This is a genomic window from Leptolyngbya sp. FACHB-541 (assembly GCF_014695875.1).
GTDB lineage: Bacteria > Cyanobacteriota > Cyanobacteriia > Elainellales > Elainellaceae > JAAUTN01.
Map to the genome: position 1 here is coordinate 1 of NZ_JACJPC010000038.1, position 15,131 is coordinate 15,131.

The window sequence follows — 15,131 nt, forward strand, 5'->3', positions numbered from 1 at the left end:
CTGGTTTACACTCTGGCTTTGTGAGATTAATCCAGTGCATTAACCAGTTCTCAGGATGGCTTCCTCATCCTGTGCCTCATCGATTTTCCTCCGCCTAGAGTGATGAAAGAGGGATACCTGTACCAGCGGGCAGTCCTGCAGGAGCATCACCCAGCGAATAGTTCTCGGCTGAACCGGCAAGCTGGATGATATCGTTGTCCACAGTACTATCACCAGTACTAAAGTCAGCGATCAGACTATAGTCACTGATTCCCGCCGTAGCTGCATCTCCGTCGTCGTACAGCACGGCTCTTGTACCATTGCGGAGGATACCTCCGAGCACAAATGTGTCGCTGCCTTCGTTGCCCGTTAGAGCATCAATCTCACCCTTACCAAGGTTTGCTGGAGCAATGGTCACTCCAAATAACGTGTCGTTACCCGTGCCGCTAAAGATCTGGTCGTTTCCGTCTCCTCCATCGATAACATCGTCGCCATCATCGCCGTAGAGCTGATCGTCTCCGACGACTCCAAAGATCGAGTCATTGTCTGCCCCGCCATACACGGTGTCATTTCCAGCAGCAGCAAACACGAGGTCTTTGCCATTCTCCCCAAAAATTAGGTCAGTCCCATCTCCACCGACAATTGAGTCATCCCCTGCGCCTCCGTCAAGGCGATTCTTGCTGTCTGCCCCTCCAAAAACGAAGCCATCACCGAGGTTCTCGCCAAATATGAAATCATTGCCATCGCCACCGTTGATGGTATCGTCCCCCGCTTCGCCAATCAGGGTATCTGTTTCGGTTCCCCCATCGAGAATATCGTTTTCAGCTACACCCCGAAGAAAATCTGTTCCGGCTCCACCCGAGATCCGATCGCCACCGCCACCGCCTATGGCAATATCATCTCCGTCTCCCGCATCAATCGTGTCGTTACCATCACCAAACTGACCGACAATAGCATCATTGCTAGCTAGTGCATCAATGATAGTGTCTCCGGGGGTATCGACAAGCAGGTCGTTATCCAACGTACCTAAAAGCTTTGAGGCAACTATTTCGGTTGTGTCGCAAAAACTTATTAAGAACAAACGATCGGTATCGTTTACATTCCCTTAAGCAGCAATTCCAAAGAGCGCATCAATAAACTTCACTTGAGAGACACTATCCCCCTGATCAATTCCATTCACTTGTCCTTTGCGGATCATATTCATCGCTTCAATTCCACTCAGAGTCTTTCTTGCACTATTAAACGACTTGAACCCCATCATCGGCTTCACAATGCACTTGATGTTTCGATGATCCTGCTCAACGATGTTATTTAAATATTTGCTCTGTCTCAGTTTCGTCTCTGGATCAATCACCTCATCCGCTTTGAGAGCATCCATTGCCCCTGGGTAAGCAGCATTCTTATCCACGGTAATGACCCGTGGCGCTTGGGTATGCTGACCTTTGAGTACTTTGCGAAAGAATCGGGCGGCAGCTTTCGCATCTCGCTTGGCGCTCAGCATAAAGTCGAGGGTACTACCCTCCGAATCGACAGCGCGATACAGATACTTCCACGCTCCCCTGACTTTAATATAAGTTTCGTCCACCCTCCAGGAATCATTCGTCGGCTTGAGGTGAGGTCGAATGCGTTTGTCCAATTTCGGGGCATACTGCAGCACCCATCGGTTGATTGTGGAATGATCCACCTCTACCCCCCGTTCCTGCATCATCTCCTCTAGGTCTCGGTAGCTGAGGGAATAACGGCAGTACCATCGCACATTCAACAGGATGATTTCGGGCAGAAAGTGCCGCCACTTAAACACAGAAGCAGTAGACATAAGAGGAGGAGAAGGCAAGGTTAGGTCTATTTACCTTACCACTCACCAGTTTTTGCGACATAACCTCTCCTTCTAGGCTGAAGTCACTGTCCGTCAAGTAGTGGTCGTAGTCGTGCATTCCTTGAAAGATAAATCCGTAGATTGGATTGGGATATACAGAAGAATCGTAACTATCAGCAGAGACCCAGAGATGACCTTGCTCAATATCCGCAAATAGCTCTTTCACGTCGGCGTAACGCATGTAATCTGAGAATTGCAGATTTAGGGGCAATTGATGGAACTCATCCATGAGCCAATCACAGAGTTGAGCGATAGTTTCATCAGAAATCTCGGCTGGCTTACCTTCCAAGTAGAGTTTGGCGAGTATTTCTACTTGAGATGCAGTTGTCTTTGTTTTTGTGAGAACCATACCACTACCTCTATCACTTTAAACTACCTTTAGCGTGACAATTTCTTTCAGTCATTTCTTTGAACTAGCTTGTAAACCAGGCTGCAAGCAAGAATCAGTTCAAATCATGTAGAACTGTTTGCTCAAGATAACGCTATCATCAAACTTCTTCAGCTGGCAAAACTTTGGCTGCAACAAAAACCGTATGAGGGCTTTTGAGGGTCAGCCGTGCCTCTGGTATCTGAAGTGCTGTCATTGTTTTCACATGTTCGCATTCATCATCACGAATGTTGACAAACACATCATAGAGATTGTCTACTTTGGGACGGCGAAATTCATGATCTGGTGTGGTTTGAAATTCCTCAAACATGTAGAGGTCGCCATCACGATAGTAATCGATCGCCACTTGGGGAGCTGATTGAGTTTTCAATTCCGCTTCATGCGTTCTCAAGTAGTTGTCATAGGTGTGATAGGCATGATTCTCAATTAACTCCATTAGGTAGTAAGCAAACCCAGGTGACAACATGTACAGTACGACTGCCACCCAGTAGTATGCCACTCCAATTAGATGCGCGACGAAGCGATCGAACCAGTGCTGATTCCCGCCCAGCGATTCCATAATTAACAGATGATGCAGTTCGTTCCAGGTTTCAGCAAAGTGAACTTTTAGCAAGTCTGCTTTACGCCAAGAGCCTAGCGTTTCATAAAGATGCAGCACCGAGAGGTAGGAAAAATAAGGAACGCGGGCGATCGTCTCCAGCACGTAAAACCGAGGGTAGGGGCGGTTGCCATACACAACATCGACAACGAAGACGAAAAAACTGACAATGGCTCGAATTAAAATCTTCATAATGCATACGCTCAACGTAGAACACGATTAGAAATCTGCTGCGTCAATCATTTGGGTTGGATTGAGTTTGGCTCTGCCAAGTAGGGAAACTGGGGTCGCAAACCATCGGGCTTACCCACTCGATCTGAGAAGGGGGTATTTGCCAGCAGGCTTAAAATCACGTCGGCTGTATCATCTGCCAGTGCTCGCCCATTTCTGCCAGCGAACCCATAGCTAGTCGGTAACTGCGGATTGTAAGTGAGCACATCAGGAAGGAGAAACTGTACGACCTGCTGTCCGTAAGCTTGAGGATCAGTCGTCGTGCCCGCGAGGTGAGTGACCTTTGCGGTAAATGCGGCGATCGCCTCCCCGTATTTGGCAACATCCTCGTGTGGCAGAGATTTGTTATAGGCATCCTTCAGATGCTCGTCTTGAATGAACACTTGCTGAACCAGAGGCACCGCCGCTCGGTTGATGGTCTTCCACTTGCCTTCGTGCTGAATGGTTGTGGTTCCCCAAAGCTGCATCGTTTCAGCACTGAGAGCTGCGTTGGGCAGTTCTAAGACGATCGCGGTCACATTATGCCCTGCCAAAACGTTTTCAGCCGTATCAAACACGCTGGGGTCGAACCGATTCTCTTCTAGAATCAGCTTGGCGAATTGCCCAAACCCTCCCAAATTGAAGAAGAAGGGATCAGCGACTAGCCCTGCCCAAAGTCGTCCTCCGTGATCGATCGGAGTGATCTCGCCCGTATTGCCTGCTGCAATGAGTTCGCCATCACGGCTGTATTTGGTGGCGGCACTGCCCTCCAATCGACGCAACTCGATCCGCTGAATGCCGTTGGAGTCAGGCTCTCCAAAAATGACACGGTAATCAAGGTCTTCGATCACGTCAGCATTGGTATCGATTTTGAAATCATAGAGCGCACCTGCTCGAAAGGTAGTCGGTGATACTTCACCTGCCAAGGGATTAACCGCCATGATTAAAACGGTGGTGTCTGTGGATTCGCCTGCGAAGACATAGACATCGGTAATGTCTACTCGTCCATCTTCCTTGGCAGTGGGGGAATCGAGATGGTGTGACATAAATTATGTACTCCTTTGTTCATGTTTCGGTGAGCGTTGTTCTGCAACTTGGGCAAAACTCGTTTTTAGAAGTTCGACATTGAGAGACATTTGATTCCATTACTGAGGTTGCACATTGTAAGGAAGGCTTAAGTCTCCTGAATTAACGCTGTACACCTGGTACACGCCCAGCATCGGCAGAGCATTGTTTGTAGCGTTCACTTGCAGGTAGGCAGCCACTCCATCAAATTTGAAGTCTGTTTTAGAGGCAATCCGCGAGGCTGGAACTAAAATCTTGAGGGTGTTGCCGTTTAACATCACTGGAAATCCAGGAGAATCAAAATACATCGGCATATCTGGATGGGTCGGTGGCATCACAATATTTGAGTCTGTTGGGCTGAACTGTTTGACGGATAGTCCACCCGGTACACGATCGTCTTCAGTGAGTACGACCCAATGACTGTGATAAACAACGCCATCATCGGTATAGTTCAAGTTGTTGTTCTCATCCCACAATGGGGTGTCATCGAAGTCCGGATGGGAAGTGGCTGCTAATGCCACAATTCCTTCAGTTGAGCTAAAGCCGACATCTTCTGCTTCCAAAGTGGTTGGAAACACGTATGCCAGTACGGGTGCTCCGTCTGTGCCCCCTTTGGGTTGTGGTACGGTTCCACCCGCCGTTCCTATGACGGTTTGTTCAAAGACAAGCAGATCCATATCCCTGAGATAATGCACATTCGTACCTTCTATTTCCAAATCAGATGATTTAGCGGTTGGAGTAATGGCAGATGGCGATTGGGCGATCGGGGTTGAAACAGACTGAGATATTGGGTGAGCATTCAGTTTAAGCGTAGGATATAAAATTCCCAAAACGAGAGTTAAACCAATGCCAAATAAGGCAGTAAGAAAACGGCTCATAGCAGACTCCTGTTGCTTAGAAATAGTGACTGAGAATTGAGCAAAGAGATAGAAAAACGCGATTCGCCTGCTTTCCATTCAAGGCAGGATTGAGAAAATTCTGAACACGCTTAATGCCCAGCCAAGCAGCGTAGAAGGGCAGTAAGAAGGTTTTCAAGCAGAAGAAGACATAGGTAGCTAGGTGTAATTAACCGTAGGCTACGTGTAGCCTTGCCGTCTTTAGAACAAGCGACGCAATTGAATCACTAACATAGTATTCATGCTAAGAATTCGATGCCGTACTTCGGTGCTGCTGCCAAAACTCGCTCGATCGCTTCAGGAGTTGCTGGGCGGGATGGTTCGTCTGGGTCATCTACTGGAACCCCCACTTCGGCAAAGAATTCTTCAATTCCCGCGGGCATACACCAGACTAACATCTTGGCGCGTTGGTTAGTGATGTTCTTAAAGGTATGCAAATGTCCCTTCGGTGAATAGAAAAAGGTTCCAGGGGTGGCAATCACGGTTTGGTTGCCGAGGTGAAACTCCAGTTCGCCCTCCTGGATGTAGAATGCTTCACCTTCACGATGGTGAATATGCGGCGGCGGTCCAATTTCAGGATCAACTCGCAACTCAAAGAGGGTGTATTGTCCATTGGTGTCTTCGCTCACTGCCTTGAGGGTGACAATATCTCCCACAATTGAGAAGGAAGTTCCTTGACTTGGCTTCATTAACAGTTCATGAGGAGTAGTCATTGTAATTTCTCCTGTTCGTTAGAGAGTTAAGTCGTTGGGTTCTAAGCCGTTCCGAATTTCCAACTCAGAGTGATTTACGGTTGTGTTGTAAAACGGTATTGGGGATAGAAGTCTCAAACCGAAAATTGATGACAAGCAGCAAAAGCTTGAACGCTAATATGCTCTTCTCTGTCTGATGCTGGCTGTCTTAGATTCTCTTTGTTTTATCTACCTGAAGTGTACTGAGTTCAACCGCTCAACTTCTTTCAGGTTCTTACAACGATTTATCAGATTCTTATGAGGTTAGCGAACTTGCTTGGGTGTCATTCCCGTGAGTCGCTTAAACGGTTGTGAAAAAACTCTGTCGTTTACCACTTGAGTAGAACTTACACGTTAATCTATGAAAAGTGTTGAGCTAAATTAACAAGTTGAGCTGAGAACAAAAGCTATGGCAGGGAACCTTGTTAGTCCGCTCGAACTCGGTCAACGGTTGAATAAACTTCCGGTGTTATCCAGTCGGCAACTGGGCTGGAATGGGATTTTGGTTGAGCAATGCCAATGTTCTTCAACGTCATCCTTTGAAATGGAACTTCCCGCCATTTCATCTCATTGGCTTAACTTGTCCTTGGGGCGTCCTGCCCCTTTAATCCAGAAACGTGACGATCGCCTGCATGAATCAATTGTTCAAAAGGGGGACAGTATCTTTGTTCCTGCTGGACAACCGAGCTATTGGCGTCGACACGAAGGTAATATTTGCTGCCCACTGCACATTTGCCTGAAACCGGAGTTGATCGAACAAGTCGCTGAAGCATCCGAAATTGATACAGGGCGGATTAACCTCGTGAACTGTTTCGGTAAGCAAGACTTACAGCTTCATCATGTCGCAATGCTGCTTTTAGCTGAATTACAGTTAGGTGGCATCATGGGACGATTATATGTTGAATCATTAACTCAAGTCCTGGTCATTCATCTGCTGCGACATTACTCTGAGATTGCACAAGTCATTACATCTGAAAACAGAAGCTTAACTCGTACCCAATTGCAGCAAGCGATCGATTATATTCACACTCACCTGAATCGAGATTTGTCATTAGCTGAACTGGCAAGTGTCATCAATATCAGCCCCACTTACTTCGCCAGTTTGTTCAAACAAGCTACGGGGATTTCACCCTATCAGTATGTGATTCGACAGCGAGTGGAACGGGCGAGAGTGATGCTAACGAAAACGAATTTGGCGATCGCAGACATTGCCTTACAAGTGGGTTTCTCCAGTCAAAGCCACTTAACACAGCACTTTAAGCGATTCACGGGAATGACACCCAAGCAAGTTCGCTAACACCCTAAGAATCTGATAAATCGTTGTAAGACGACCTGATTGAAGCAGCACAAAAATGCAGTTTGACGCTACTTCAATAATCAGATTAGCAACCTCTCTAGGACGAGAGATGTAGGACACATCGCTTACTTGAAGCTCAGTTATTTTTTTAGAAGCAGTTAGCCTCCACGTTGCGAACGTTTCGGTCAGGTTACTGTAAATCCGCCATCGATCACTAAGGGTTGTCCAGTGATGTAGCTGGCAGCATCAGAGCAAAGAAAAACGACGGCTTGAGCAATTTCTTCTACCTGTCCTATACGCCCCATCGGAATCGTAGATGCAAAATCATCAGCCGTGATACCCATCCGATCAAGGCTACGATCAAGCATCTCAGTCGCAGTAGCACCGGGGGTAACCGCATTAATCCGAATGCCCTGCTTCGCATAGTCTAACGCTGCCGCTCGTGTCAGTCCCATGACGGCATGTTTACTCGCGGCATATGGAGATGCCCATGGAAACGCAATCAACCCTGCTAACGAGGAGGTATTGACGATAGAGTAAGCGCTACGAGAGTCGTTCGCCCCGGCTCCTTGAGTCAGCATTTGCTGAATTTCATATTTCATGCACAAGAACAGCCCCCGTGTATTGATCGCCATCAGTTTGTCAAAGTCTTCGATCGATTGCTCGTGCAGAGGTTTTGGAAGTACCTCTATGCTCGCGTTATTAAAGGCAAAGTCGAGTTTCCCAAACTTCTCGACGGTGGTTTGCACAAGCGCTTTTATCTCGGCTTCGTTCGAGACATCCGATCGCACAAATAAGCAGTCAATGCCAGCATCTCGTAGCTGAGCTTCCGTTGCTTTACCTTCTGGTTCGCGTCGTCCTGAGAAAACCACCTTAGCTCCTGCAACACCGAATGCTTTGGCGGTTGCCTTGCCAATTCCCGAAGTTGCTCCCGTAATCAAAGCCACTTTATTTTCAAGTTTCATCGTTTTCTCCTTTTGTTGTTGAAAAATCCTGGAGAGAGTGCTGTTCAGTTGCTCATTGTGACAGTTTTGATAATTTCGCCCACTAGGTTATCAACCACTACCGGACTCTCGAAGTAAGTTACCGATGGTTCAGAGCCATATCGCTCAACAATGGATTCTTTAAAGTCATCGGTGTAGAGGCGTTCCGCAGCCGCTTTAGATTCCCATAGGTAAACGCCCCCAGCCGTCCTGCCATCTTCGGATAGCAAGAAGTATTTCCGGATCAAGCCCGGTACTTCACGGAGCCTAGGCGCAAGATTGGAAAAGTCTTCTTTAACCTCGTTACCAGTTAGGGGAGTGGACAGGTTAAATTGAACTAATGCAGTAATCATGAGTTTAAGATAGCTTTTGATTGCTTGAGGACTTGCAAGTGTAGGTTTCGACGAAATACTCTAGCGGTTGTAGTAGGTTGTCGATCGTTGGATCATCAGATTTAAGAATGCCGCGATCGCTGCTCCAGCAATGCCTCCACCATTCAGGATTATGATTACAAAGGGCTTGCAGTAAATGCGAATAGGAATCGTCAAATGCCTCGTTTAGTCCAAGCTTGCCTACTAATCTCGGCTCCTGGCGCAGTTTGCGAATGGCGAGGCAACAGAGTCGCAGGTAGGATGTCATTTTTAGCTGTCGTGGCATCTGGGTCAGTAGCTTAGTTCTTGCATAATTAAGCAAATGAACAACTTCTTTGTCGAAGTCTGTAGAGCAAAATTCAATAGTTTGGGTTGTGGTTAACATAGTTCAAGCCCTCAGTTGTTCAGAGAGTTAGTGATGTGAACGCTCTGTTGTTTGGTTTAAGTCGTTATTCCAAATCTTGAGCAGTTCATCGTTGTGTTGCAAAACCTGATTGAGAATAGTCTCCTCTTCGCAAAAAGTATTGGTAATAAACAACAGAAGCTGAGTACTTGTATGTTGCTCTTTACCCGATACTGGCTGCATTAAATGCTCTTTGCTTAACCTATCTGAAGTGTACTAAGGTTCCAATGCTTAACTTAGGTCAGATTCTTACAATGCTTTATCAGATTCTTATGGGGTTAGCGAACTTGCTTGGGTGTCATTCCCGTGAATCGCTTAAAGTGTTGTGTTAAGTGGCTTTGACTGGAGAAGCCGACTTGTAAAGCAATGTCTGCGATCGCCAAATTCGTTTTCGACAGCATCACTTTTGCCCGTTCCACCCGCTGTCGAATCACATACTGATATGGGGAAATCCCCGTAGCTTGTTTGAACAAATTAGCAAAGTAAGTGGGGCTGATATTGATGACGTTTGCCAGTTCAGCCAGGGATAAATCTCGATTCAGATGAGTGTGAATATAGTCAATGGCTTGCTGCAATTGGGTACGAGTTAAGCTTCTGTTCCCAGATGTAATGGCCTGTGCAACCTCAGAGTAATGTCGCAGCAAATGAATCACTAACACGTGGGTCAATGATTCGACATACAATCGACCCATCATGCCGCCTGACTTTAATTCAGACAAGAGCAGCATGGCGATATGCTGAAGCTGCAAGTCTTGTTGACCGAAGCAATTCACAAGGTCGAGTCGCCCTGTATCAATTTCGGATGCTTCAGCGACTTGTTCGACCAACCCCGGTTTTAAGCAAACGTGCAGTGGAGCACAAATGACACCTCCGCCCCGACACCAGTAGCTCGGTTGTCCAGCCGGAACCAAGAAACTGTCCCCTTCGTGAAGGATTGATTCATGCAGGCGATTGTCTCGTTTCTGAATTAGAGGGGTGGGGTACCCTACGTGTAAGTTGAGCCAATGATCCGAGAGGGCAGAAAGTTCTATTTCAAAAGCTGAAGCAGGAATTTGACACTGCTCAACCAAAATGCCATTCCAGTTCATCTGCCGACTGGAGAACATCAGCGTTTTATTTATTTTATTTAACTGTTGGCTGAGTTCGATCGAGCTAATCAGGTTGCTAGTCATAAACCTTGTCCTTAGAACTCAATTTGTTGATTTGACCCAACACCTCATCCAGTCGAAAGTGTATAGGTTTGAATGCTGAACTTCTTTCAGATTCTTACGACGATTTATCAGATTCTTATGGTATTAGCAAACTTGCTTGGGTATCATTCCCTATTTCGCCGAGAGATTGAGCAACGAAAGAGACAACTGCCGATAAGAGGCATCAGGGAATTTTTGCGAATTAGCTAAAACCTCTCGAAAATGAGAAAACTACGAAACGTAAAGGTTCCAATTTTGTTTAGCGGTTTCAGGATCGGCTGCAACATGTTCGGCACAGTTGAGGCGAAGATGACGATCGCCAAAGGCTGCATTGACCAACGCACAATGATGCGGACGTTCCGAATCGGGATATCGGTTGGGCTGAAAGAATTGACAAGTGACACACATTTTTGCCACTGAAACTTGCCCTTGTTCCTGAAGCTTGCGAATCATCTTAATCAGTCCTCGCAGGAAGATGACTTGTTCCTCCTCCGATAGTTCATCTACTGTATTCAACAGAAAATTAGACCAGGATGTGGTTTGGGCGGCGGCTTGTTGTCCTTGAGTGGTCAGTGTAATCGCGATCGCTCGTCCATCGGCTGGCGATCGGGTTTTCTGCACTAACCCTTTCTCGACTAGCGACGTGACCGCATCACTGGCCGTCGCAGCCGTGACTGCCAAATTTTTTGACACTTCAGTCAACCGCATTCCAGCTTTGCCCTTGTCAATCAAAAGCGCTAGGATTTGCCCTTGAGTCGGCGTTAACCCTTGCTGTCCGGCATCCTGCCAAGATTGACTTCTTAGCGCTAGCCCAATTTTCTCCAAGCCAATCAAGATATGTTGCTCGATCGCAGTTGAGGCATCAAAGGGATTAGCAATGATATCCGCATTCGGCTGTTCGGCGGGAAGGGCTGATTCTGCGCGATCGGGCTGAGAGTTATTCATGGATACCTTTCAATGTGGCAATTTCTGCAGAAAGCACTGCAAAAGCAACGTCATAGTCAGGTTCAGCCATCAGTTCAGCGACAATTTCTTGATAGGTAACAATGCCTGTAGAATCTACGACATAAACAGCGCTTGCTAGTAATCCTAGATCCTGAATGAGCAGTCCCCAACTGCGGGCAAAGTCTAGATCGCGATGATCCGAAAGCATGGTGATATTGGTAACTTTCTCGATCGCCTGCCAACGAGATTGAGCAAAAGGAAGGTCGGCGGAGATGAGAAAAACTTCAACAAATTCAGTTAAATCCTGATTCATTGAGTTTAGAAATTGGCTGAACTTATGGATCGCAGCACTACAGACTGGCATATCCAAAGAAGGAACCGTAACGAACAGACGGACTTTTCCTCGCGATCGCGCCAGTGGCAGCACGGGTAACAGGTCATTGCCAATCACCCGCACATCACGGGCACGAGTGCCAACCTTCATCGGCAATCCAATCAATCGCATCGGTTGCCCATGAAAGGTTACTTGCATAGTTCCTGGGTCACTTGATTGCGAGTGTTGATGTGTTTCTCAATTCGTTGAATCACATCTGCTTCAGGCGTATGTCCAAACCATCCATCCAGTAATTGCAGGTTTTGATCAACTAGAAGAAAGGTCGGTGTTCCTGGTAGATGATTCAGCGTAAAGGTTGCTGATGTTTGAACACTCTTTTGCAGGTAAGCCTTCACTTTTTGACGCAACGCTTCTTGTTCGGGGCGGGAGGAATTACCGAAACCAGCGATCGCCTCACACACCAGATCGATGTTCGCAGATGTTGCAAGTGCTGTACCTGTGGTGAGTTGATCGATCGCAATGGGAAAATCAATTGCTTGAGCGTAATTCTCTCCGAGGGCTTGCCGAGTCGCACCAACCGTCTGCCTCTGAGTCAAAAGCAACTCTGTACTTATAGCAGTGTTGTACTCAAAATCCTCAAATGCAGTTGAGAGTCCCAGAACATTTAATCCAGATTCACGATACTTCCAATACAACTTGTTGACGAGTGGGAACCCATAGATGAAACAACCGGGACAATTCACCTGAAACACAAACAGAAGATTCAGCGCTTTGAGGTCAAATGAACCTTGTAAGACGCGATCGATCTTGAGTTGGATTGCCATTATGCTACTCCTGAGCAAAACGAGTCGGATTACCGTTGACTGAGATCAGGCGATCGAGCCGAATCTCAGTTCCATGTTTGAGCTTCAAAAAATCGGCTTGGTTCGCAGCATAGACATCCACAATCTGACTCTGAACTTCAACGATTTCCTCAGTTGCAGTGCGATAGGAAATTTGACAAGTTTGCCGTAGCGTTGCGAGGGCTTCTAGCTGATCATGAAAACCACAGTCTACTAAACAATAATCATTCATCTCAGACCTCACTATTTTTCCAATAATTGTTAGCAGCGGCGATTGTGGCAAACTCAGTGGCAACGGTTTGTCCCACGGCAATCAACATCATGGCCTCGTTACCATAGACATCTCGTAGCTGCTTGCGCTTCTCTTCATCAGGTTGAGTCAGCTTGATAATCAGTCGCGCCAGTTTCACAGCTAATTGCCGTCCTTCCTCAGGTGTTTCGGTAATCAACGAGTTGTTAGGAACCAGTGCAATCGTATCCATTGTTTGTTCTCCTGTTAGTTGTAAAGGCGAGCGCCGATTGGATTTCTTTTGCAATCGTCCTAGCGCGATCAGGCTCAGTTCTCGCCCCAGAGCCGTGGAACCGGATCTGGATTGACATTTTTAGCAGCTCGATTGGACAAAGTGCGTTGCCAATTTACCGCTAGCAACGGACAGTTTGCCAATGCAGCCGAGGCTTCCCTATCGTTTAATTCGTGATGCATGATTTGGTTAGCTCGTGCGATCGTCCATTGGGGAAACGGGCGATCGCGCAACACCAGTTTCATTCCCGCTTCCACCATGCCTTCTTTCAATACGCGAAAATACCATCCGGTCTGCCCAGTCGTCTGAACTTGGAATGCAAGATCCTGAATTCCCCAGCGACGCGATAGTTTCCAGCAAGGCTGGCGGGGTTGAGACACCTGAACTTGAGCTTCACCAATGTCATAGATATCGCCAATGCAAACGGATGATTCTGTTTGATCAGCAACCGTAAAGTTTTCTCCAAACGCTCCGTAGGAGAGGTCGGGCAACTCCAAACGCGCTTGCCAAGAGGGATAGTGTTCAGCCGCATACGCCAGTACCGCTTTTTCTACACCGCCATGACGTTTGAGATCGGCTTGACCATCCCCAGCTAAATTAGTGCTTCCGAGCCAGGCTTCTCCCTGAATCGGCTCCTTGAAGAAACCTGTAGACCAAGGACGATCCATTGGGGCTGGCGCACCTGTCACACCAAGCGATTTGGGCAGTCCAACTTGAATCGAAAGAATCTGGGCAACCATTTATCCCTCTGGGTAAAACACAAACAAAATGTAATCTCACTCATGCAGTTGCTCCTGAAGAACTAGATTGTAGTTTGAGTGCTGCAGGGGTATAGTCAGCACCTTCCAGCATGATTTGAGCGATCGCGTCGTAAGCATCTGCCCAGGCTTGATGCGTTTGCGGTGTCCAGGCAGTTTCTACAAAAGATGCCAGCGTTTTCAACAAGGTGTTGCCAACCATTGGATAATGTTCCGGCAAAACGCCATACTGAACGTGGCGTGTGCCTAAACCTGTAAGAGCGCTATTTAAAGCGTCAGGTTGGCGAAGGCTATTAATTACCAGTACCAGCGAAGCAAATAGCTTCTTACCCTGCTCCTCCATTGAGGTGTGAACGAACAGTGGTTTCGTCTCTGGATAGTCTGCGAACAGATAGGAATAGAACAAAGCGGTGAAGTCAGATTCACGTGCCTTAACTTGCTCAAAGCTTTGTTCCAATAGTTCAATGTTCAGTGCCATTGTTGTGAGTTTACTCCTTCCTCTAAATTGCCAGGATTGACACACCATGCGGCAATACCTGTGCTAACATCTAAATTATTTAGGACTCCTAAATAATAAAACAATACTTGCCTAGCTGTCAACGTGCTTTTCCATCAAAGTTAGTTTTCAGCTTTAAAATTCAATTGACGAAAGCTGGTAAATTGAGGGAGGTCGGCTATTTTAGGCAGTAGACATCACCTTCACAGTGCCCATCTACTACCAGATCGATTGAGAAGAATCTAGCAAGGTTGCCTGCTAGGCAATATAATTAAGCTAACTTGCTTAACGAGCAATTTATGGAAAGTTCGATCGAGACTCTACTCAAGCCTGAATTAGCCAAACTAGGGCAACGGTTACGGGCTTTAAGAACGGAACGGGGTTGGACGTTAAGCCAACTGAGTGAGCAGGCAGATGTGTCTGAGGCTTACTTGTCTCGCCTAGAAGGTGGCGAACGGCAGCCCTCACTGGCAGTTCTGTTTACCTTGGCACGGGTGTATGGGGTATCGCTACCCGACCTATTTGGCTCAACTTCGGAGAACCCAAAGCCAGCGGCTCCAAAGCAGCAAGCTTCTGCTGGGGTCGTGATTCGTGCAGGCGATCGTTCGCTTCAAGAGGGCAATGGGCTATTCTACACCTCTCTAGCTAGCAGGAATCATCTAGCTGATTTGCATCCACTCCGAGTGATCGTGCCTGTGAATCGACAAGGAGAACAGCATTATCAGCATAGTGGTGAAGAGTGGCTCTATGTTCTCTCCGGGCAACTCATTCTGACTCTAATAGACGAGCAGTTTTTGCTCAATCCTGGTGACGCGGCACATTTTGATGCATTTCTCCCCCACAATCTCTCTGCGATCGGAGACCAAGATGCTGAGATTCTTCTCGTTGCCTGTACGCCCACACACTCTTTATTGAAAAGTTACCTCTCTGAAAAATAATGTTGACGACCACAGACTGTCGATCGCTTGTTCAATCTAGAAAATGAAACGGTAGCCCTGGACTGATGGTGCTACCTGAAGCTCACATTGCCTAATTAAACTTAAACCGTCGCGAGGGTGAAAAATGAAAGTTCACTATTTGCAGCATGTTCCCTTCGAGGAACTGGGCAGTATTTCGACCTGGATGGACGAACAAAGGTTGTGTCGCAAAAACGGGTCAATGGTAAGGTAGGTAAGCTCGGCCTTGCCTTCTTCCCCTCCGATGTCTACTCATTCTTTGTTCAAGTGGCGGCATTTTTTGCCCCAGATC

General features: G+C 47.1%; 22 protein-coding genes. 3 read left to right on the forward strand and 19 right to left on the reverse strand.

The window, feature by feature from the left end; all coding sequences use genetic code 11:
• Positions 1–94: 94 nt before the first annotated feature.
• From H6G00_RS06300 to H6G00_RS06330, 7 genes are all read right to left on the reverse strand, one after another.
• Complete coding sequence (locus tag H6G00_RS06300; RefSeq protein ID WP_190796084.1) at positions 95–1,000, reverse strand: calcium-binding protein; 906 nt, start codon at positions 998–1,000, stop codon at positions 95–97.
• An 84-nt stretch (positions 1,001–1,084) separates the two neighbouring features.
• The gene (locus H6G00_RS06305) at positions 1,085–1,795 is read right to left on the reverse strand and encodes an IS6 family transposase (protein WP_190796085.1); all 711 of its coding nucleotides are present in this window, start codon (positions 1,793–1,795) and stop codon (positions 1,085–1,087) included.
• On the reverse strand, positions 1,773–2,204 hold the full coding sequence (locus H6G00_RS06310) for a hypothetical protein (RefSeq protein WP_199318347.1): 432 nt from the start codon (positions 2,202–2,204) through the stop codon (positions 1,773–1,775). Before H6G00_RS06310 ends, H6G00_RS06305 begins: the two co-directional genes overlap by 23 nt.
• 139 nt (positions 2,205–2,343) lie before the next feature.
• A complete protein-coding gene (locus H6G00_RS06315) occupies positions 2,344–3,033 on the reverse strand; it encodes an alternative oxidase (protein WP_190796086.1) in 690 nt (229 codons plus the stop codon).
• Positions 3,034–3,080: 47 nt separating this feature from the next.
• Positions 3,081–4,097 carry a DUF4331 family protein gene (locus tag H6G00_RS06320; RefSeq protein WP_190796087.1) on the reverse strand — a complete coding sequence of 339 codons (1,017 nt, stop codon included), beginning with the start codon at positions 4,095–4,097 and terminating at the stop codon, positions 3,081–3,083.
• Positions 4,098–4,196: 99 nt separating this feature from the next.
• Positions 4,197–4,994 carry a hypothetical protein gene (locus H6G00_RS06325; protein WP_242042160.1) on the reverse strand — a complete coding sequence of 266 codons (798 nt, stop codon included), beginning with the start codon at positions 4,992–4,994 and terminating at the stop codon, positions 4,197–4,199.
• Positions 4,995–5,251: 257 nt separating this feature from the next.
• A complete protein-coding gene (locus tag H6G00_RS06330; RefSeq protein ID WP_190796088.1) occupies positions 5,252–5,725 on the reverse strand; it encodes a cupin domain-containing protein in 474 nt (157 codons plus the stop codon).
• 427 nt (positions 5,726–6,152) lie between these two features.
• On the opposite strand from H6G00_RS06330, the gene H6G00_RS06335 reads away from it, so the two are divergent.
• Entirely contained in the window at positions 6,153–7,040 is an 888-nt protein-coding gene (locus tag H6G00_RS06335; RefSeq protein WP_190796089.1) for an AraC family transcriptional regulator, read from the forward strand.
• 185 nt (positions 7,041–7,225) lie between these two features.
• On the opposite strand, the gene H6G00_RS06340 is transcribed toward H6G00_RS06335, so the two are convergent.
• From H6G00_RS06340 to H6G00_RS06395, 12 genes are all read right to left on the reverse strand, one after another.
• Positions 7,226–8,005 carry a glucose 1-dehydrogenase gene (locus H6G00_RS06340; RefSeq protein WP_190796090.1) on the reverse strand — a complete coding sequence of 260 codons (780 nt, stop codon included), beginning with the start codon at positions 8,003–8,005 and terminating at the stop codon, positions 7,226–7,228.
• A 44-nt stretch (positions 8,006–8,049) separates the two neighbouring features.
• Positions 8,050–8,376, reverse strand: coding sequence for a YdhR family protein (locus H6G00_RS06345; protein ID WP_190796091.1), 327 nt, complete (start codon positions 8,374–8,376; stop codon positions 8,050–8,052).
• A gap of 4 nt (positions 8,377–8,380) precedes the next feature.
• Positions 8,381–8,779 carry a hypothetical protein gene (locus H6G00_RS06350; protein ID WP_190796092.1) on the reverse strand — a complete coding sequence of 133 codons (399 nt, stop codon included), beginning with the start codon at positions 8,777–8,779 and terminating at the stop codon, positions 8,381–8,383.
• A gap of 27 nt (positions 8,780–8,806) precedes the next feature.
• Positions 8,807–8,980, reverse strand: a complete 174-nt coding sequence (locus H6G00_RS06355) for a hypothetical protein (protein ID WP_190796093.1) — start codon at positions 8,978–8,980, stop codon at positions 8,807–8,809.
• A 95-nt stretch (positions 8,981–9,075) separates the two neighbouring features.
• Positions 9,076–9,969 (reverse strand): AraC family transcriptional regulator, encoded by an 894-nt coding sequence (locus H6G00_RS06360; RefSeq protein WP_190796094.1) that lies wholly within the window; start codon positions 9,967–9,969, stop codon positions 9,076–9,078.
• Between the two features lie 249 nt (positions 9,970–10,218).
• Positions 10,219–10,932, reverse strand: coding sequence for a MarR family winged helix-turn-helix transcriptional regulator (locus H6G00_RS06365; protein WP_190796095.1), 714 nt, complete (start codon positions 10,930–10,932; stop codon positions 10,219–10,221).
• Positions 10,925–11,464 carry a thiol peroxidase gene (tpx, locus tag H6G00_RS06370; RefSeq protein WP_190796096.1) on the reverse strand — a complete coding sequence of 180 codons (540 nt, stop codon included), beginning with the start codon at positions 11,462–11,464 and terminating at the stop codon, positions 10,925–10,927. The genes H6G00_RS06365 and tpx overlap by 8 nt, the downstream gene beginning before the upstream one ends.
• Positions 11,455–12,090, reverse strand: coding sequence for a hypothetical protein (locus tag H6G00_RS06375; RefSeq protein WP_190796097.1), 636 nt, complete (start codon positions 12,088–12,090; stop codon positions 11,455–11,457). The genes tpx and H6G00_RS06375 overlap by 10 nt, the downstream gene beginning before the upstream one ends.
• 4 nt (positions 12,091–12,094) lie before the next feature.
• Positions 12,095–12,340 carry a hypothetical protein gene (locus H6G00_RS06380; RefSeq protein ID WP_190678870.1) on the reverse strand — a complete coding sequence of 82 codons (246 nt, stop codon included), beginning with the start codon at positions 12,338–12,340 and terminating at the stop codon, positions 12,095–12,097.
• Between the two features lies 1 nt (position 12,341).
• Positions 12,342–12,590: a hexameric tyrosine-coordinated heme protein gene (locus H6G00_RS06385; RefSeq protein ID WP_190678871.1), complete on the reverse strand. Its 249-nt coding sequence runs from the start codon at positions 12,588–12,590 to the stop codon at positions 12,342–12,344.
• A 74-nt stretch (positions 12,591–12,664) separates the two neighbouring features.
• On the reverse strand, positions 12,665–13,369 hold the full coding sequence (locus H6G00_RS06390) for an MOSC domain-containing protein (RefSeq protein WP_190796098.1): 705 nt from the start codon (positions 13,367–13,369) through the stop codon (positions 12,665–12,667).
• A 40-nt stretch (positions 13,370–13,409) separates the two neighbouring features.
• Positions 13,410–13,865 carry a globin family protein gene (locus H6G00_RS06395; RefSeq protein ID WP_190796099.1) on the reverse strand — a complete coding sequence of 152 codons (456 nt, stop codon included), beginning with the start codon at positions 13,863–13,865 and terminating at the stop codon, positions 13,410–13,412.
• A gap of 317 nt (positions 13,866–14,182) precedes the next feature.
• Between H6G00_RS06395 and H6G00_RS06400 the strand changes: the two genes are divergently transcribed.
• Together H6G00_RS06400 and H6G00_RS34970 are read left to right on the forward strand one after the other, a co-directional pair.
• Positions 14,183–14,821, forward strand: coding sequence for an XRE family transcriptional regulator (locus H6G00_RS06400; protein ID WP_190796100.1), 639 nt, complete (start codon positions 14,183–14,185; stop codon positions 14,819–14,821).
• 117 nt (positions 14,822–14,938) lie between these two features.
• Positions 14,939–15,131, forward strand: a 193-nt coding sequence (locus H6G00_RS34970; RefSeq protein ID WP_206757004.1) for a hypothetical protein, incomplete at its 3' end; no start/stop codon positions are given.